At 46.5% G+C, this 20,175-nt stretch carries 14 protein-coding genes; 8 read left to right on the top strand and 6 right to left on the bottom strand.

The annotated features are described in order from the left end of the window. Position 1 precedes the first annotated feature (1 nt). Positions 2 to 739 carry a tRNA1(Val) (adenine(37)-N6)-methyltransferase gene (locus NX722_RS02775; protein ID WP_262566630.1) on the top strand — a complete coding sequence of 246 codons (738 nt, stop codon included), beginning with the start codon at positions 2 to 4 and terminating at the stop codon, positions 737 to 739. Between the two features lie 86 nt (positions 740 to 825). On the opposite strand, the gene NX722_RS02770 is transcribed toward NX722_RS02775, so the two are convergent. Both NX722_RS02770 and NX722_RS02765 read right to left on the bottom strand, forming a co-directional pair. Further along, the gene (locus NX722_RS02770; RefSeq protein ID WP_262566629.1) at positions 826 to 2,049 is read right to left on the bottom strand and encodes a hypothetical protein; all 1,224 of its coding nucleotides are present in this window, start codon (positions 2,047 to 2,049) and stop codon (positions 826 to 828) included. 169 nt (positions 2,050 to 2,218) lie between these two features. After that, positions 2,219 to 3,280, bottom strand: a complete 1,062-nt coding sequence (locus NX722_RS02765; protein ID WP_262566628.1) for a class I SAM-dependent methyltransferase — start codon at positions 3,278 to 3,280, stop codon at positions 2,219 to 2,221. 161 nt (positions 3,281 to 3,441) lie between these two features. Here NX722_RS02765 and yciA point away from each other — a divergent pair, with 161 nt between their 5' ends. From yciA to NX722_RS02740, 5 genes are all read left to right on the top strand, one after another. Beyond that, positions 3,442 to 3,828 (top strand): acyl-CoA thioester hydrolase YciA, encoded by a 387-nt coding sequence (gene yciA, locus NX722_RS02760; protein WP_262566627.1) that lies wholly within the window; start codon positions 3,442 to 3,444, stop codon positions 3,826 to 3,828. A gap of 98 nt (positions 3,829 to 3,926) precedes the next feature. Beyond that, entirely contained in the window at positions 3,927 to 4,547 is a 621-nt protein-coding gene (gene udk, locus NX722_RS02755) for a uridine kinase (protein ID WP_262566626.1), read from the top strand. Positions 4,548 to 4,868: 321 nt separating this feature from the next. Further along, positions 4,869 to 5,906, top strand: a complete 1,038-nt coding sequence (locus NX722_RS02750; RefSeq protein WP_262566625.1) for a GMP reductase — start codon at positions 4,869 to 4,871, stop codon at positions 5,904 to 5,906. Positions 5,907 to 6,322: 416 nt separating this feature from the next. Beyond that, positions 6,323 to 9,229 (top strand): hypothetical protein, encoded by a 2,907-nt coding sequence (locus NX722_RS02745; protein WP_262566624.1) that lies wholly within the window; start codon positions 6,323 to 6,325, stop codon positions 9,227 to 9,229. A gap of 133 nt (positions 9,230 to 9,362) precedes the next feature. Next, positions 9,363 to 12,362, top strand: coding sequence for a hypothetical protein (locus NX722_RS02740; RefSeq protein WP_262566623.1), 3,000 nt, complete (start codon positions 9,363 to 9,365; stop codon positions 12,360 to 12,362). A gap of 167 nt (positions 12,363 to 12,529) precedes the next feature. Here NX722_RS02740 and pflA read toward each other — a convergent pair whose 3' ends face one another. Further along, a complete protein-coding gene (gene pflA, locus NX722_RS02735) occupies positions 12,530 to 13,261 on the bottom strand; it encodes a pyruvate formate-lyase-activating protein (RefSeq protein ID WP_262566622.1) in 732 nt (243 codons plus the stop codon). 158 nt (positions 13,262 to 13,419) lie between these two features. Continuing rightward, positions 13,420 to 15,705: a formate C-acetyltransferase gene (pflB, locus tag NX722_RS02730; protein ID WP_262566621.1), complete on the bottom strand. Its 2,286-nt coding sequence runs from the start codon at positions 15,703 to 15,705 to the stop codon at positions 13,420 to 13,422. Positions 15,706 to 16,449: 744 nt separating this feature from the next. Between pflB and NX722_RS02725 the strand changes: the two genes are divergently transcribed. Continuing rightward, entirely contained in the window at positions 16,450 to 16,917 is a 468-nt protein-coding gene (locus NX722_RS02725) for a hypothetical protein (RefSeq protein ID WP_262566620.1), read from the top strand. A gap of 165 nt (positions 16,918 to 17,082) precedes the next feature. On the opposite strand, the gene NX722_RS02720 is transcribed toward NX722_RS02725, so the two are convergent. After that, positions 17,083 to 17,541: a methylglyoxal synthase gene (locus NX722_RS02720; protein ID WP_262566619.1), complete on the bottom strand. Its 459-nt coding sequence runs from the start codon at positions 17,539 to 17,541 to the stop codon at positions 17,083 to 17,085. Positions 17,542 to 17,950: 409 nt separating this feature from the next. Between NX722_RS02720 and NX722_RS02715 the strand changes: the two genes are divergently transcribed. After that, a complete protein-coding gene (locus NX722_RS02715) occupies positions 17,951 to 18,502 on the top strand; it encodes a hypothetical protein (protein WP_262566618.1) in 552 nt (183 codons plus the stop codon). A gap of 117 nt (positions 18,503 to 18,619) precedes the next feature. Here the strand turns inward: NX722_RS02715 and NX722_RS02710 are convergent, their stop codons facing one another. Then, positions 18,620 to 20,137, bottom strand: a complete 1,518-nt coding sequence (locus NX722_RS02710; protein ID WP_262563985.1) for an IS1182 family transposase — start codon at positions 20,135 to 20,137, stop codon at positions 18,620 to 18,622. Positions 20,138 to 20,175: the final 38 nt, after the last annotated feature.

Below are 20,175 nucleotides of genomic sequence, written 5' to 3'. Positions count from 1 at the left end.
AATGGCAAGAAAATCGAACACCTATTTCCAGTTCAAACAGTTTCGGGTAGATCAGGGCCAGTGTGCCATGAAGGTGACCATGGATGCCTGTCTGTTTGGCGCATTAGTGAATGTCGAAGAGAGCCGGCGTATTCTGGATATTGGCACGGGAACAGGACTGTTAAGCCTGATGGCGGCACAGCGCAGTCTGGCTCACATTGATGCCATTGAGCTGGATGACAATGCTGCCCGTCAGGCAAGACTGAATGTTGCGCAAAGCCCATGGTCTGACCAAATAACCGTTATTCAGTCGGCTATTCAACGCTTCTCCGGCACACCTGATGGCTATGACACCATCATCTGCAATCCGCCTTTTTTTGAGAACTCGCTGAAGGCACCCGATAAGCAACGCAATATGGCTCGCCATACCTGCAACCTTGGCTTCGATGAGCTGGCAGAAGCGATTAATCATCATTTAACGCATTCGGGAAAAGCGTGGGTTTTGCTGCCAGTGCTATCAACCTCATCATTTTTAAAAGCCATTGAATCCTACTCTGAACTGAAGTCTGACCAGATAATTTCTATCCGTTCCAAACCAGAGCGCCAGGATCACCGACATGTTTTGACCATCACAAAAAACAGAGTTGGAGTACCGGGGGACAGGACTCCGGCTAATATCTTGATTCACACAGAAACAGGCGGATATTCAGACAGGGTGAAAGAGCTTCTTTCCGGGTATTACCTTAATCTTCTGATATAAAGTACTGTTCACAAGGATGTGGAACACAACAAAAAATACAGGGCAACGCCTCAAGTGATTCACACGCAGCCCTGTGTTGATTACGGCTATTTTTTCCGGGGCTTACCAGGATCATAAGTTTCGTCATCCCAGCGTTTCCAGGCTTCGTCGGCAAACCAGTCATTGGTTGACTTTTGCAAGCCAGGATCAAGCCTTACTCCCAGGCGCTGCCTTGACCTTCGTTTCTGCGCAGGCCTTTTTCTCTTCTTTTCAGGCGAAACGGGAGGCTTTGTCTCAGTCTCCTCTGCGGCTGACTCTACCCTCTCAGAGTATCCGGAAGGCAGCTCTGTATCGGGAAACTCTTCACGCAGCAACGTATCGACAGAAGACAGTGTTTCTTTCAGTCCCAGCATATCACCCATTTCACTGACCAGATTTTCTCGTGCCTGACGGGCAATATTCGTATCTGGAGCGTCCAGAACTTCATCCAGCATCTTTATGGTCGCCCTGTAAGCCATCAAATGCTGCAACCGGCGGGTTTTGCTTCTGTCTTTGCTTCCAATAATGTTCTGTATTTCTCCATCAATCGGCGCTCTGTGAAGCTTCCAGTCTTCACGCATTTTTTTCATTGCGTATTCGAGATCAGTATCCGTATCCTGACGATTGCCATGATGCCGCTCAACCTGCGCTTCTCTTACATAATGCCTCAACCCTTCTAAGCGGGCTGTGGTTCTGTCACGAACAGGTAAATGATCGGTTCCAAATACCAGCTGGTGCAGACTCTGAAAATGAATAATCCGGCTATTGGACTTGCCACGGATACGAGACTGGTAATCCTTCCAGCGCGTGTTTTTGAGATTAACCAACTTATCAGCCAGCATCTCATCAACAATACCAAGATGTTTGTCCAGAGCTTCCTCGCTGGCTTCAGCAGCTACGGCATATTTTTCGAGTTCTTTCTGAACAACCAGCATTGAGTCCATCAATCGACGAGCTTCTTCAGCCTGCTCTTTTGTACCTCTTGCCTTGCCGAGGTCAGTCATTGCCTTTTCAACGTCAGCGGCCTTAACATCCCTTTTGAAAATCTGCTTACCAACCTCTCTTTCCAGCGCATTTCGACGGCTGAATGTTGGCAGGCGCAAATTTCGGTACCTTTTACTTGCACCGACATAGAGCCGTACAAAAGGCTTAGCGATAGCTGCTGCTTTTTTAAATAGAAATTTCTTGGTGGCAACAACCGGTGCAAAACCAGCTAGTTTGGTTTTTACGGCTTTAAGTGGCCTTTGAAGCCTGGGGACAAAGGCATTTATTTTCTGAAAAATACTGGACATCCGACCACTCCCTGATCTTAGGAATCACAACTTCTGGTTAGTATAGGAAAAAATAATTCTTAAAAAATGGCGTTTGATAGAGAGTCAGAATAAATATGCAATTTTTAATAAAGCAGACAACGCATCGTTCAGGTGACGAAAACACGACACCTGAACATTTAGGATGATATTAATGCCTGATGGCCTGATAAACACTGAAGCCATTTCGAGTCACCAACGTTTTACAATGACCAAAGGCTTTAACAATAATGGGTTCATAACGCAGGAAACTGTTTGCAACAATTCTCAACTCCCCTCCTTTATTCAACCGCCGGGCGGCTTCTGCCAGAAACTGCTCGGTCACGGCATAGTGAGTTTTTACTCCCTGATGAAAAGGCGGGTTCGACACAATCAAGTCAAACGAGCCCTGAACCTCAGACAGCCCATCACTGGCAACGGTTTTGAATCGCTTAACGCCCAGCTGCTTCAGAGTGCGTTCCGAACTTGCCAGAGCCAGAGCGTCGCAATCTATCAGCGTCAAATCATTATCAGCACCCAGACCTGCCAGAGCTGCAGAAATAACACCCGCTCCGCAACCAAAATCCAGCACTTCACCAGCAGGCACTTTATCAAAGGTATCCAGTAAAACTTCGGTACCCACATCCAGTCGACCGTGACTGAACACACCAGGCAGCGACTGAATGGTCAGATGCCTGCCTGCCACAGGAACTTCAAACTCAGTAAACGCTTTTTGCCAGTCAAATTCTTTTGTCTGTTGCGGCGAAGCGCCTTCCAGCAGTCCACAGTGTCGCGCATTATCAAGGTTTTTAACCGACTCGAAGGTGTTTTTCAGACGTTTGCGCCAGGACTTGATGCCTTCGCCATTTTCACCCACCAGCCAGACACAGCCATCCTCCGTCAGAAGTGGCAACAGCATCTCCAGCCAGTAATCCATCAGGGGCTTACTTTTCTGAAGAAAAATAATGACACCATCAAAACGCTGTTTTGTCTCAGAGACTACCGGTGCGAACTCCAGTCTCAGGCGATCATTTCGTTCCCATGAAGGCTTCAGCCGCCGATAAACGGCATAGTCTCTGGTCAAACCCGACACCCTGGTTGCCACCTTTTCTTCCAGCAACAAACGGGCCAGATTATCGGCTGGCATGCCTACCAGCAGCATATTGTTGCTTTCCAGCCACTGAGCGTTGCGCATGACCAGCTGGCTGGTATTGGCGAGAGAATCGGATCCCATAAATCTGTCTAACCTTTCTACCGGATAAAGAATGTGGCTTTTGAAACGCGCTCTTATACCGAAACTGCGGAAAAATCACAAACTGACATCTACCAATTTACAACAGCCTCCCAGCCCCTTAGGATTCGCCGATCAAACCGGATAGATTTGGAGATGCTCTGATGCACGAGCCCCGAGGTGAACTGGTTCTTCGTACTCTGGCAATGCCTGCCGACACTAACGCCAATGGTGACATTTTCGGTGGTTGGATACTGTCGCAGATGGACCTGGCTGGCGGCATGGCTGCCAAGCAGCGCGCTCACAGTCGTATATCAACCGTAGCCATAGAATCCATGTCGTTTCACCAGGCGGTCAAAGTGGGTGATGTTATCTGCTGTTACGCCGAGTTCATGCATATTGGCACAACGTCAATGCGTATCAAACTGGAAGTATGGAGCATGAAGATGCCATTCAACCAGCAACGGGTCAAAGTCACAGAAGGCATTTTCACCTATGTTGCTATAGACGACGATGGAAAACCACACCCTGTCGATCGTCACAAGACCTGAGTAACGCTTGCTGTAGTTGGTTTCGGTAACCCTTACCGCAACCACTGCCAGTCATCTGAAGCCTTTATTCATCCACAATTCCCAATGGTGGATTATTTATGAAACAGAAAACCATCCTTGTCGGTGTTGCTGGTGCTTCTGCATCAGGTAAAAGTCTGCTGGCGAACACCCTGATCGAAGAGTTGCAGTCTGAGCATCTGTGTATTATCTCTGAAGATTCCTACTACAAAGATCAGACTCACCTGACCATGGAAGAACGTGTTCGTACCAATTATGACCACCCGGACTCCATGGATCATGAACTGATGCTGGATCACATGAACCAGCTTAAAACAGGCAAGGCAGTCGACGTTCCCATTTACGACTATTCAGTCCACAATCGTAAAGACGAGTGCCGTCGTGTATTGCCAGCCCGCGTGGTGATTATTGAAGGTATTCTGTTGTTTACCCGTCCAGACATTCGTGAAGCATTCGATTTGCGCTTTTATATGGACACCCCCCTGGACATCTGCCTGATTCGTCGCATGAAACGCGATATTGTCGAACGTGGGCGCGATGTTGATTCCGTGATCAAACAGTACCTGGAAACCGTACGCCCAATGTTCCTGCAGTTTATTGAACCCGCCCGGCAGCACGCTCACCTGATCATTCCACACGGCGGCAAAAACCGTATTGCCATTGATCTGATCAAAACCAAAATCCGGGATTTGATCGACTAACGTACAGCCAATGCAGCTTACTGTTAAAAAAACTGAAGCTGCATTGCCTGAACTTGACCCATCATTCGAAGAAATTGAATTAACAATCAACCCTTTGATCTTTGACAATGATTTTGTATACTCGGCTGGTATAAGCGTCAAAACTCTGCATCCCTTTCCGATACTGTGTTCAGTAAAAACGGAAACTACCTATCAGGCACCCGCCGCTTGTACATCACCCTCTGTATTAACCTGTAAAAACAGGCATGAGTCGCGTAATTTTATCACTCAATGACAGTGGCAAAATTATTTTAGACAGGCTAATGCCTTAACGGGAAGATTATGCGCGTTGAAGCTGATATCAAGCTGGGCTTTAAAGATGTACTGTTCAAGCCTAAGCGTTCCACTCTGAAGAGCCGTTCCCAGGTAAGCCTGGAGCGAACCTTCCGCTTTGTACACACCGATACAGAATGGACTGGTGTTCCTGTCATCGCTGCCAACATGGACACCGTTGGTACCTTCAATATGGCTCTGGCTCTGGCCGAGCACAAAATGCTGACTGCAGTGCATAAGCACTACACCGTTGAAGAATGGAAAGCGTTCCTGGCTGATGCTCCTGAAGGCATTCAGGAACACATCATGGTCAGCTCTGGCACCTCTGACAGTGATTTCGAAAAAGTGAACGAAATCCTGGCTCTGGACAGCAAGCTGCGTTTCATCTGCATCGACGTAGCCAACGGCTACTCTGAACACTTTGTATCTTACGTAACCCGCGTACGTAAGGCTCACCCTGACAAGGTCATCATCGCTGGTAACGTAGTGACCGGTGAGATGGTTGAAGAACTGATCCTGAAAGGCGCTGACATTGTAAAAGTTGGCATCGGCCCGGGCTCCGTATGTACTACTCGCGTTAAAACCGGCGTTGGCTACCCTCAACTGTCTGCCACTGTTGAGTGTGCTGATGCAGCTCACGGTGTTAGTGGCCAGATCATCTCTGACGGCGGCTGCACTTGCGCTGGCGACGTATCCAAAGCCTTTGGTGGCGGTGCTGACTTCGTAATGATCGGCGGAATGTTTGCCGGCCACGACGAGTCCGGCGGCGAGCTGGTAGAAGAAGACGGCAAAAAATTCCGCCTGTTCTACGGCATGAGTTCCGACACGGCGATGGACAAGCACTCTGGCGGTGTTGCCAAGTATCGTGCTTCCGAAGGCAAAACCGTTAAAGTACCTTACCGCGGTCCAGTGGTTGAAACCGTACAGGACATCCTGGGCGGCGTTCGCTCCACCTGCACCTACGTTGGTGCTGCAAAGCTGAAAGAACTGACTAAGCGTACTACGTTTATTCGGGTTCAGGAGCAGGAAAACCGTATCTTCAACTGATACACACGACACCTGCTGTTCAGTGGCAAGAGCGCAACATTATTATGTATGATAACGAATGTTGCGCTCTTGCGCTCCAAGCTGAATTTAAACCATTCAGCGAGAGATAAGGCTAAAACAACCTTTAGATTATTGATTCCCAAAATCTCATAACAAAAAAATAGAATGAATTATGTAATTTGGCATAAACTTTGATGGATGTTCGATTGCCTGATCAAATGCAGTTTTACAGAGCAGCCACAATGATATTGATGATCCCATTTGTATTTATTCGTTATCAGTCTTTTAATGACCATTGTTTCAGATTAAACATCGTCAAAATAAAGCTGATAAAAGAAATACTATTAAGAGCCATCACGAAACTTTATTTCATCTGGTTTAGGTTTACCTCCTCTTTTGTACTGACATCTGTAAGCATGATAAGTCCGTTGTTACAGGCCAAAGAAGTAATCCTGCTGAACAATAGCAGCTTCGTTAAATACATTAATGCGGATCATCCAGTTAATGGCTCTTACTTACTGACAGAACCCATCGACCTGAACAAATTCAACCACTGGAAACCCGTAGGAAATGAATCAGTTCCATTTTCAGTAAAATTATACGGCAATTATCAAGTAATCAATGGACTAAACATTGCGAACAAATTGGATGATTCCTATTTAGGGCTGTTCGGTTACCTGGTTGATAGCCGGGTCGAACGATTGTTTATTAACAAACCTGTTATCGAAGGGGCAGGCTCACCCACTTCGGTGGGAACTGTTGCAGGCGGGGTTGAAAGTACAACAATCACAGAGGTTATTAACCATGCAGGTAAGATAAAGACTTCCGGAAAAAGTTTCAATGCCGGTGGCATTGTGGGAATAGCCAGCCATGGCTCAATTCTGTCCAATAACCTTGCTACCGGAATAATTGAAATAACAAGTGGGTACAATGGTAAAAGTGGTGGAATAGCCGGTTCTGTTCGGGGGCGCTCAATTATCAGGAGTAACCAATATGCAGGAAAAATAGTGACCGCAAGTTCATTGTCCAGCACCGGAGGCATTGTAGGGGAGCTATCCGAACATTCTTCCTCGAATAACAATCTTCATACCGGATTGATAGCATCAACATTTCAAACCAGTGAATCGGATTATGGCGGGATAGTGGGAAAGGCTGCCGGTGCATCGACTATCACCTCCAATCTTAATAGCGGGTCACTAAGTCTCTCAACGGCATGGTTAAGCACTTTAGGCGGAATAGTCGGACTTGTAGAAAGCAGCACTTCCGTTGACAGAAACGTCAATGCGGGAGCACTCCACCAAAAAGATGGAGGCTCTTTTATTGGAGGCATTGCTGGGCAAGCGAGAGAAACCCCCATCAGGCAAAATATGAATAACGGAGAAATTACCTACAACCTTTTCTCACAAAAACCTATAGGCGTCGGAGGTGTGGGGGGGATAGGTGCCTGGGGGACAGATCTTGCCATAGATAATAACCTGAACACAGCCAGAATCATTACAGGTCATCTTGTTGATTCACACCATGGAATAATAAAAGGCAATAATATTGAGCAGCGTCACAACTTACAAACAGGCGGTGTGTTCGTCAATATGAATACCAACCATAGCATTCCACTTGACCTGGTAGAGATAACACAAAATAAAACACAGCCCGTACCGCAGGGGCTTAACAAAACAATCTGGAGCAGTGAGCCGGAAAAAGCATTTCCGATGCTTAAAAACATTAATGGCAATTACCAGGAGCTCCTGCGTCTCAATAACACCCAAAATGGTACAAATATTTTTCCTGCCATCCTGAGTCAGTTTGCAACTCCGGGAGGATCGGCTGAAACCACTCTGCTGGATTTAGCGGTATGGACTGTTCGTAGTGGGTTCCTTCCGTTTTTAAAGGGGTTCTTGCAGCAGGAAATTGCCCGTTTTGACATTAATTGTGGGCAGGGCGGTTTTGCCTGCTCTCCGAAAATGAGGACTTTGCCAACAGAACCCTCTTTGAGTGAGGACTGCCCTGCACCGGAAGGAACTCCCGTGGCTCAGGCTTATGATGTGATAAGCGATCAATTATATGTGGCTATCCGCCCTCCCCTGGATTCCAATGCTCTGGATTCCAATGCTCTGGTTCTGGCACGATACACAGGGACTGAGCTTGATAAGCAATTTGGGGCTTGCGGCAAAATAACGCACCACCTGCCCGACATGACGGATTGGTCTTTTATCGGCGATAGCTTGCTGACGAGCAACAGCAACAGCAACAGCAACAATAGTTACCTCCATTTAGTTGCAAACAAACCGGATAAAAGCCCTTTGTTGCTTCGTCTGCCATTGCCCGAAGAAAATACACCTGAAAAAAATAATGACAAATCCGGCTATACAATTGACTACCTGCCAGAAAGAGACTCTGAGGTTAGCGTCATGGCTGGCAGTAATGGGACAATATACTTTGCGGGTAAATCCTCTTCGGATTTTTTCATCAGCCGTTTTTCTGAAAAAGAACATTACAGGACACTTTCTGACCCATTGCACAAGCAGGCTGATATAAACAACCAGGAGCGTATAAGCAGCCTGTCCTTATCACCAGATGGCAAGCTGCTTTATATTGCGAGCGTTGTAAACACGACAAAGACAGCATTTTTGCAACAGTACGACAGTCTGACCCTTTCCCGTAAAAAGTCTTTTGGTGTTGATGGAGAGGTAATGGCGATCACCCCTGACTATTTTCCAAGTTATGAGGCTGTTTCAGCGGTGCACAGAGGGTGGGTCTATATTGCCAGCATTACCCGCAATGGAGCCCTGCTGTCAATTCGCAGGTTTGATCCGGGTAATGGGCAAGTAGATGGCACTTTTATTGTTGATGAAAGCTTGCCCAATTATTTAAGTGACTCTGATTCACCCGCAGGGATAAAGCTTTGCCCTGACGGACAATATCTCCATGCCGTTAAATACGATAAAAAGGGAAATATTTTTACGGTTACCTATGATGATCTGGAAGAAGTTTATCGCACGAGCAAAAGTCTTGAACACCCTGATGCGCTTTTCAACGGGCTGACAGTGACCGACAGTAAAATGTACCTGCCTTATAAGCATTTAGACGAGCCGGGATCAAACCATATTGTTGAAGTCATGAAAATAGCCCTTGATGACCCACAACAACTGCGTAGCTCAAGTGGGTTTCCAGTCTGGGGCTATGTAGCTGCTGCAGTCGCTACAGTCACTACAGTCGCTACAATTGCTCTTATCGTCACTAGCATCTATTACAAACGCAGAACAGCATCTTATCCGGTAAGGCTCAGGCAGCTCAGGCAGACCAGGCTGAATATGGAGTTATAAGGCTAAAACAACCTTTAGATTATTGATTCCCAAAATCTCATAACAAAAAAATAGAATGAATTATACAGTGTGGCATAAGCTTTTATGAATATTTGATTGCCAGATCAAACGCAGCTTTACAGAGTAAGCCACAATGATTTCGACGATCCACTTTGTTTATATTCGTTATCAGCATTTTTATGAACATTTTTTTCGTTTGAAAAGCGTCAAGAAAAAAATAAAGCTGATAAAAATAAATTTTTTAAGAACCATCACGAAATTCCATTTCATCTGGTTAAGGCTTGTTTTCTCTTTTGGGCTGATGTCTGTAAGCATGATAAGTCCGTTGTTACAAGCCGAAGATATAACCCTGCTGAACAATACCAATTTCGTTCAATACATGGATGCGGATCATCCAGTCAATGGCTCTTACTGGCTGACAGAACCCATCGACCTGAGCAAATTTAACCAATGGAAACCCGTAGGAAATGAATCAGCTCCATTTTCAGTAAAATTATATGGCAATTATAAAGCAGTCAATGGGCTAAACATTACGAGCAAATCGGATAATGCCTACTTAGGGCTGTTCGGTTACCTGGTTAATAGTTGGGTTGAACGGTTGTTTATTGACAAACCTGCTATCGAAGCGACAGGTTCACGCGTTTCGACGGGAGCTGTTGCAGGCAAGGTTGAAAGTACAACAATCACAGAGGTTATCAATCATTCTGGAAAGATAAGGAGTTCCGGAAGCTTCTTCAACGTTGGCGGCATTGTGGGAAAAGCCAGCAACTCTACCCTGTCTAATAACCTTGCTACCGGAACAGAAACAGTAAGTGGTAAGCATGGCAAAAGCGGAGGAATAGTCGGTTATGCTGATGAGCATTCAATGATCAGGAGTAACCAATATACGGGAAAAATAGTGACCGGATGTACATATTGCGAGGTCGGAGGCATTGCAGGGAGGATAACCAGTGGTTCTTCCTCGAATAACAATCTTCATATTGGCTTGATGGAATCAACACTTCAAGCTAATGGAACGCTTTATGGCGGGATAGTGGCAAGGGCTACTGACGCATCGACTATTAACTCCAATCTAAATAGTGGAGCAATAAAGGAGCCAAAGATATTGTATTCTTCTATAGGCGGAATAGTCAGCCTGGTTGAATACACTCCTTCTGTTGAAAGAAATATAAACACGGCAAAACTCCGCGACATAGATGGAGGCGCTCTTATTGGAGGAATTTTTGGGGAAGCGTGGCAATCCTCCGTCAGGGAAAATATGAATACCGGAGACATTACCCACCACCTTTACTCACACGAACATATAGGCGGCCATGGCTTGGGCGTTATAGGTGCCCGGGCAACAAGACTGGCGGTAGAGAATAACCTGAACACGGGCAATGTCATTACAGGTAATTATAATGATACAAAGAATGTACTAGTACAAGGCGTTGGTATCAGACAGCGCCACAACATACAAGCAGGCCGGGTGTTCCTTAATAGGAATGCCAACAGTAGCCTTCCTCTTGACTTGGCAGAGGTGACACAAAATAAAACACAGGTCGTGCCGCAAGGGCTTGACCAAAAAATCTGGAACGTTGAGCCGGAAAAAGCATTTCCAATGCTTAAAAGCATTAATGACAATTACCAGGATCTCCTGCGTCTCAATAACACTCTAAATGGTACCATTATTTTTCCTGCCATCCTGAGTCAGTTTGCAACTCCGGGAGGTCCGGCTGAAGACTCTTTACTGGACTTGTCGGTATGGAGTGTTCGTAGTGAATTCCTTCCGTTTTTAAAAGGATTCTTGCAACAACATATTTCCCGTTCCGGAATTAATTGCGAGCAGGGTGGCTTTGCCTGCACTCCGGAAGTAATAGCTTTGCCCACAGAACCCACTTTGGGTCAGGACTGCCCTGCACCGGAAGGAACCCCCGTGGCTCAGGCCTATGATGTGATAAACAAACAATTATATGTGGTTATCCGCCCTTCTTTGGATTCCAGCGCTCTGGTTCTGGCACGATACACAGGCACAGAGCTTGATAAGCAATTCGGGACTTGCGGCAAAATAACGCACTACCTGCCCGACATGACGGATTGGTCTTTTGCCGGCGACAGCTTTCTGATGAGCAGCAACAACAATCGCTACCTCCATTTAGTTGCAAATAAACCGGATAAAAAACCTTTGCTGCTGCGCCTGCCATTGCCCCAAAAAAATAATGATAAATCAGGCTATATAATTGACTACCTGCCAGAAAGGGGTTCTGAAGTAAGCGTCATGACTGGCAGGAACGGGATAATATACTTTGCGGGTAAGTCCCCTTTGGATTTTTTCATCAGTCGCTTTTCTGAAAAAGAACATTACAGAACACTGTCTGACCCATTGCAGAAACAGGATAATATAAGCAGCATGTCCTTATCACCAGATGGCAAGCTGCTTTATATTACAAACGTTGTAAACACGACAAAAACAGCATTTTTGCAACAGTACGAGAGTCTGGCTCTTTCCCGTAATAAGTCTTTTGGTGTTGATGGGGAGGTGACAGCCATGAGCCCTGACACTTTTCCCAGTTATGAGGCAGTGTCAGCAGTACACAGAGGGTGGGTTTACATTGCTACCATTACCCGCAAGGGAGACCAGCTGGCAATTCGCAGGTTTAATCCAGATAATGGTCAAGTAGATGGCACTTTTATTATTGATGAAAGCTTGCCCAAATATTTAAGTGACTCTGATGCACCTGCAGGGATAAAGCTTTGCCCTGACGGACAATATCTCCACGCCGTTAAATACGATAAAAAAGGGAATTTTTTCACGGTTACCTATGATGATCTGGAGGAAGTATATCGCACAAGCAAAAGCCTTGAGCACCCTGATGTGCTTTACAACGGGGTCACAGTGACTGACCGTACAATATACCTGCCCTATAAGCAGTTGGATGAAATGGGATCAAATCATATTGTTAACATTATGAAAATAGCCCTTAATAACCCACCGCATAGCTCAAGTGGGTTTCCAGCCTGGGGCATTGCAGTTGCTGTAGTTGTACCTGCCGTCGCTATTATCTCCGGTGTTGGTGCCTATTTAAAATACAGAACGAAACCTGGTCAGACAGGACTCGGGGAGGCCGAGCAGGTCAAGCTGGATGTGAAATAATAAAGGCTCTTATGGTTCTCCAGACTGCTGTGTGAATGAATCAAGCGACAAGCCTTATATCACAAGGCTTTACAGCTACTCTTCAACATCTTCGCTAAAGTCTTGTTTGTCATGGTCAAGAGCGAGATTTTATTGTAGAGCAGTCTGGATTCCGGATAGAGCCACCTTCAATAAGCCGCAACCACTCCACATTTAGCAAACTCCGCCTTAATAGCCTCAAGCTGCTCAGTCGTCGGCGGCGCCACAGACTCCAGCTCATAAGTATCCTTGAGCAAATCCCACTTATGCACGCCCAGCGAGTGGTAAGGCAGAATTTCAACCTTCTCAACGTTCTTCATTGGCGCAATAAATTCAGCCATCCTTGCCGCATACTGAGGATCAACCGTATACCCTTCTACCACTACATAACGAATCCAGACGGGCTTGTTAATTTCATGCAGATAACGGGCAAAATTCAGCGGATGCCGATTGGTCACATAAGTCAGCTTCTGATGCATATCTTCATCAATCTGCTTCAGATCCAGCAACACCAGATCAGTACTCGCCAGCAGTCGCTCAACCGGTTCGGTAATGGTTTTGGTAAAACCATTGGTATCCAGGCAGGTGTGTATTCCCGCTTTACGACACTCGGCAAACAAATCAGCCACAAACTCAGCCTGGATCAGCGGCTCTCCCCCGGTCACCGTTACCCCGCCTGAAAGAAAGTTCCTGACCTTATAGATATCCTGAAACACGGCTTCGTGGCTTTTGATTTCACCACCTTCGCGCAGGTCCCAGGTATCCCGGTTATGACAGTAACGACAGCGCATATGGCATCCCTGCATAAACACCACATATCGAATGCCCGGCCCGTCGACGGTACCAAACGAATCCTGAGAATGAACACGACCTAAAGACATAATACTTTATTCACTTGTTTGCACTTAGGGGAACGGCATAACAGAAATGACCGGAAGAACGGTATATTCTTGTCAGCCTCTTCCCTTAAAACGAAAAAGGCCGACTTAAAAGCCGGCCTTTTTTTCAAATCACATCGTTAAGCGTCAAACGCTTTTCTTTACATGGTAGCAGTAAAGGTACGAGTGATAACATCGCGCTGCTGCTCTGGGGTCAGAGAGTTAAAGCGCACTGCGTAGCCGGATACACGAATAGTCAGAGAAGGATACTTCTCCGGATTCTCGACAGCGTCTTCCAGCATTTCACGGTTCAGTACGTTAACATTCAGGTGCTGACCACCTTCAACTTCCTGACCTTCGTTGTGGAAGTAACCATCCATCAGGCCTACCAGATTACGACGACGACTGCCCTCATCCTTACCCAGTGCTTTTGGCACGATGGAGAAGGTGTAGGAAATACCGTCTTTCGCGTAAGCAAACGGCAGTTTGGCAACAGAACTCAGGGATGCGATCGCACCACTGGTGTCACGACCGTGCATTGGGTTAGCACCCGGACCAAATGGCTGACCTGCACGACGACCGTCTGGCGTGTTACCCGTCTTCTTACCGTACACAACGTTGGAAGTGATGGTCAGGATAGACTGAGTAGGAATGGCTTCACGGTACATGGTGTGAGAAGCCACCTTCTTCATGAAGCGCTCAACCAGATCGCAGGCAATGGTGTCTACACGCTCATCGTTGTTACCAAACTTCGGATAATCACCTTCGATTTCGAAATCAGTCGCAATACCGTTTTCGTCACGAACCGCCTTGACCCTGGCGAACTTAATCGCCGCCAGAGAATCAGCCGCAACGGACAGACCCGCAATACCACAAGCCATGGTGCGTACCACGTCACGGTCGTGCAGAGCCATCAGGGAAGCTTCGTAGGAGTACTTGTCGTGCATGTAGTGAATGCTGTTCAGAGCAACCACGTACTGAGTCGCCAGCCAGTCCATGAAGTGATCCAGACGGGCGTCAACCTCTTCGTAATCCAGAATTTCACTGGTTACCGGAGCTTCTTTAGGACCTACCTGCAGGCCGGTCTTCTCATCAACACCACCGTTGATAGCCAGCAGCAGGGTCTTGGCCAGATTGGCACGAGCGCCGAAGAACTGCATCTGCTTACCCAGAACCATTGGGGATACACAGCAGGCAATGGCGTAGTCATCACTTTCCATGTCCGGACGCATCAGGTCATCGTTTTCGTACTGGATAGAGCTGGTGTCGATGGACACTTTAGCGCAGTACTCTTTGAAGCCCTCAGGCAGTTGTTCAGACCACAGTACAGTGATGTTTGGCTCCGGAGATGGACCCATGGTGTACAGAGTATTCAGGAAACGGAAGCTGTTCTTGGTAACCAGTGTACGGCCATCCAGACTCATACCACCGATAGACTCAGTCGCCCAGATCGGATCGCCAGAGAACAGATCGTCGTACTCAGGAGTACGCAGGAAGCGAACCATACGCAGCTTCATAACGAAGTGGTCGATCATTTCCTGAGCCTGCTCTTCAGTAATCAGGCCGGCTTTCATGTCACGTTCAATGTAAACGTCCAGGAAGGAAGCTACACGACCCAGAGACATAGCAGCACCATTCTGAGACTTAACCGCAGCCAGATAGCCGAAGTAAGTCCACTGAACCGCTTCCTGAGCATTCTTAGCAGGTACAGAAATGTCGCACTCGTACTTGGCAGCCATTTCCTTAATCTGCATCAGAGCACGGATTTGCTCCATGATCTCTTCACGCAGCTGGATGGTACGCTCCAGCTTCTCACCGCTTTCCAGAACAGCGTCCAGGCTCTTGTGCTGGGCTTTCTTGTCATTGATCAGGAAATCAATACCGTACAGAGCAACACGACGGTAGTCGCCGATAATACGACCACGGCCGTAAGCATCCGGCAGACCAGTGATAACACCAGACTTACGGCAAGCGCGGACATCCGGAGTGTAAGCATCAAATACACCGGCGTTGTGAGTCTTGCGATACTCGGTAAAGATCTTCTTGACCATTGGGTCCAGTTCTTTACCGTACACCTGACAGGAAGTCTCAACCATACGAATGCCGCCATTAGCAATAATGGCACGCTTCAGAGGCTTGTCAGTCTGCAGACCAACGATGGTTTCCAGATCCTTACGGATGTAACCAGCGTCGTGGGAAGTGATAGTAGAAGGCAGGTCAGTATCGAAATCAACCGGCGCGTGAGTGCGGTTTTCCTGCTTAATGCCTTCCATTACGTCAGCCCACAGGGTATCTGTAGCCTTGGTGGAGCCAACCAGGAAGTCGTCACCACCCTCATAAGGGGTGTAGTTCTTCTGGATAAAGTCGCGAACGTTTACGCTGTTTGCCCAGTCGCCCTGAACAAAACCTTCCCATGCTGTGGGAATTTCATTGACTTGAGTGCTCATTTAGCAAGCTCCTCGTGTTTTGGAGTCAGTCAAAGTGCTGCGGAGATATCTGATAAAAATCGTCTGTTGCGAAGACTATGGTCGAATAAGGTTGAACCATCATTAGAGCGAGAGTTGAGCTAGATCAAAACTCGACATCTGCCTGTATAGTAAATTACTCAACATAAAGTGCCATACAGAAGGTTTTCAAAACACTCTCTACCAAACTTGCTGACAATAGTTATAGCTGATAATAGAAGTCCTGCATGAACAGTTTCTTCTGGTTAATCCCGCTCTCTGCAGCCGCTTAAAATTGCTCCTGCAAACATACCTTATGTAGGGCTTTTCCACTATCGGGGCTAATACCTACGCACGTGCCAGTCTTCGGCTAACACATTCACCCTACTCTCACCACTCATGCAGTTAATTGCTGAATTTTTCTAAAAGCGTAATCAATATAATCAAATACACTCAGCAGCTACTTGCACTGTTTTTATTTTGCACATACAAAAAAATAAATTAACGGATTGGTTATTAACAACCCTCTTACATTCAAAAATATTATGAAACAAATAACGTCAGAAATAATCGACCTGCTATGATTCGATTGAATCAAAATTCAACCATGAAATTTTCTGCCTAGGTAATGTTGATTTTATTTAGGTATTGCTACCTATACATGCTCTTTTGGGTATTTAATACCATCGTACAACAAATAAAGACATTAACTTAATAATCTGGGATGAATCTTAACTGGAGGCAATAATGAGCAAATACATTTATGCCACTGTCTACGAGCAATTTACTGGCCTTAAACCGCCAGAACCGAAATCACACAAACCAAGACGCAGACGCGGATACGGTCACCCATACCGAATGCGGCTGAATATGCAGGAGGAACAGGATACGCAGGAAATAAACAACGATGAAGAAGGTGGCTCTCTGGAAGCCGGTGATTCAATTCATACGATTGATCACAAATTCGATAACCCCAGATTTAATGACTCGTTTGACATCACTTCAGCTAACACCGGAATTCATTCCGAAACCAGCATGAAACCCCGATCCGACAGGGTGAGAAACAGAAACTATAACCGGTCAGGCAAATCGATTTTTACGAATAACGCAACGCTCCAGAATCCATCAGAAGACAAACCAGCCCGAACACCCAAAGTGACCTATAAAAAGCGCCGTCACTTTGTTGGACAGAACGATAGCATAACAGACGTCTGAAGACTGACATCTCGCATTTCAGCTCTAAAGCTGAATCAGAATTCTTTCCAGATCATTCAACACTGGTTGGATAATCTATCAGCTCGTTTCTCAGGTTGTCGCCTGAATAGCTTGCTATGGCTTATACATGCCCACTTAAAAACAAGTGGGCATGTAAGTGTTCAGTCAGAACGACCTGGAACGAAGGTAGTTGTCATAGTCAGGTATTCTCCTCTCGTGACCCGTCTTCATCATAGGGGATGAGAAGACAAAGTCTGCCGAACTCTCGTTACAGGCCACCGGAATATTCCATACCGCTGCAATCCTCAGCAGAGCCTTGACATCCGGATCGTGTGGCTGCGACTCAAACGGGTCCCAGAAAAACACCAGCAAGTCCAGCTTACTATCAGAAATCAGCGCACCGATCTGCTGATCCCCACCCAGCGGACCACTGATAAACTTATGAATCGGAAGCTCAAGATGGCGCTCAAGCAACCCCCCTGTTGTGCCTGTCGCATATAGCTCATGATTAACCAGCTCGTCTCTGTGACGCATTGCCCAGCCCACCAGCTCATCTTTTTTATTATCGTGTGCCACCAGCGCAATGCTTTTTTTCACGGGGACCGTATGACTTTTATATTCCATCAACCAACCTGAATACTCGTTGAAAAAAGTTATGTTGTACGGTTAAGAACTCGTACTGTCAATCAACAGAACTGCATCAAATCAATATAAATTGAATTTTCTATTATCCTGTGGCGGGTTACTGCACAGCCGTTACACAACTTCGTCTGAAAGCTGAAGCAAGACTATAAACCAGAACATACGTAAATCCTGCCGATGAAGAGTGATGACACTCTGCCTGATGGTCTATGCTGCTAACATCAACCCAACTTTGAACTGAAAAGGTAAAGCCGAACATTCCCGGGTAAAGAAGAAACCGGCACAGACGCTAACGGACAGTTGATTTTCCACTGTCTCGAAAGTATTCATGTCTGGACGATTAATAAGACGAAAAAGCATTTGCCAGACACCCCTGTAGAAGAGAGAGGGTATGCGTAGATCTGGTTTTTCAAGAGCTGCCGTCAGGCGTCGTGCAACCATTGACCCTGCGCTGGCCAATGCACAAATGGCAAGCTTTCCCTACCATCAGGATGAAAGCAAATTACCACCGGGGTACCTGGTAGAGCCAGCTATAGCATTCAAAATCACGAAATCTGCACAACAACTGCCTGGCGGTCAAGACTTAACACTTGTGAATACCAGTGCCTACGCAGATGCCAGCTCCAGTGCAGGCGCGAGCACCAGTACGAGCAAGCCCCTCAATATCATAACCTCTAAATCCGGATTGGTGGCCTATGTCATACTGGGGAAAGGTACTTACAATCTCGTTTTTGGTGGCACAACATCGGGGGCAACGGCTGGCAACCTGACCCAAAGGAGTAAGGCTAACCTTAGCCAAACCTTGTCTCAGTGGGCAGCAAACTTAAAAAATGGCTTAGGAGGATTGCCACAATGTTACGTTGAAGCACAGCTTCTGCTCGCAGCATTGATCAAACACGCCGGCTTTAACGTTGCTGTTTATGGTCACTCACTAGGAGCCTGACCGAGAATAGCTTAGGCAGTCCTCCTAAAGGTTTCGCAAAATTCAAAATGAGCAAAAAACAACCACTTTTTGAGGTTGATTTGCTCATTTTTGCCAATTTACAGCTTTTCTTTACCTTTATGCCGCTTTTTCAACCTTTTTTAAATCCTCAAGACGGAGTGACCCCGTTAAAGCTTTCTTCACAATTTTTTTGAAATTATGCACTGTGCATACCAGTGAAAACTCTGCTTCCACTTTCTCTTTCCCGCGCAGACTGAAACTCCTGAATCCAGAGTTTTTTATCTGACCAAACGGCGGTTCCGCTATTACTTTGCGACGTTCGTATACCGCTTTCGCTTCGCTTGTTTCCATTTTTTTATTCATGGCTTGTCGTGCAGTTTCAAACTTGTCTGTGCGAATTACCTTGCCTGCACTTTTCTTGGAGCCACTGCATCTGGAGCGGTAAGCGCACTCTCGGCATACTTCCTTGTTTGCCCGGTAGCCTTTCCTCTTAGCTTTACTGGCTGGATTGGTAACCAATTTTTCCCCAGCCGGACAGATGAAGACGTCAGCTTCAATATTGTATGTAAAATCCGCTTTGACAAATTTTCGATCAGTATTTTCAAGGTCCGTAACAGCCGGTTTTTCTTCCTTGTCAGTAGCGATATAACCGTCTATTCCATGTTTATCCAAGGTGTGCAGATTTGGCCCTGAAAAATAGCCGTTGTCCATACTCCATTTATCCACAGCCGCGCCATCGGTAGATTCTGACAAAGCCTGAAGAGCAGGCTCTACTTCCTGTACGTCGTTGGCGCGTTGACTGATGTGTTGGCCGACAATGATCTGGTGATCCGCATCTACATTAATTTGAGCATTGTAGCTGTATTCGCAGTACCCCTTCTTGCTCATCATCCGGGCATCATGGTCTGCAAAGCTAATCTGTTTCTTGTCGTCTATTGGCTCGTCCGGATTGAGGGCTTTCTCACGCTCTTCCAGTGCTTTTTTAGCAGCCTTAATTTTCTTCAGCCGTTCTTCTTTAAACAGGAGGTCTTCAGGAATACTGTAGCCATTGGTTTCTTTGTAGGCGTCGTCTTCTTCCTGATCGCACTGGCTGGCTTTTTTGATCAGTTCATCAACCTCAGCGCTGAGTTCTGCCTCTTTGGCTTTAAGCCGGCCGTAGCTCATGGCCTTATGCTTTGAACTGTTGGCTTTGAATTTCGAACCATCCAGGCTGATATGCCCAAGCGATGCCAGTTTCAGCTCCATCGCCAGCTTGACGGACTGTTTGAAACAGTCATGAAAAAACGACAGGTTGTTTTTGCGGAAGTCCCCCAGGACCCGAAAGTTTGGGCAATTCATCTGAGAGATGTACATGAATGCCAAGTCCTGCCGACACCGTTTTTCTATTTCACGGGAGCTGAATACACCATGACTGTAGGCGTAGATCAGGATACCTACGATCAGCTTGGGTGGGTAGGCATGCTGTCCAAGGTGATGGTACTGCTTTTCAACTTCCGAGGTATCAATGTTCTGGAAGATGGTCTCATAGATGTAGCAGTCATGATCTTTGGGAAGAAGATCAAAGATGTTGGTTGGAAACAGCAGGTGCTGGTCGAACTCAACAGGGCTATCCTTGAATTTTGGTGGTGGCGACATCAGGCTTCATCAGGGCTGCGTTTTGAACGCTATTATAT

This window comes from Endozoicomonas gorgoniicola (genome assembly GCF_025562715.2).
Taxonomy (GTDB): Bacteria; Pseudomonadota; Gammaproteobacteria; order Pseudomonadales; family Endozoicomonadaceae; genus Endozoicomonas_A; species Endozoicomonas_A gorgoniicola.
The sequence above is the reverse complement of the archived record's forward strand: the minus strand, read 5'-3'. Positions and strand labels throughout refer to the sequence as shown.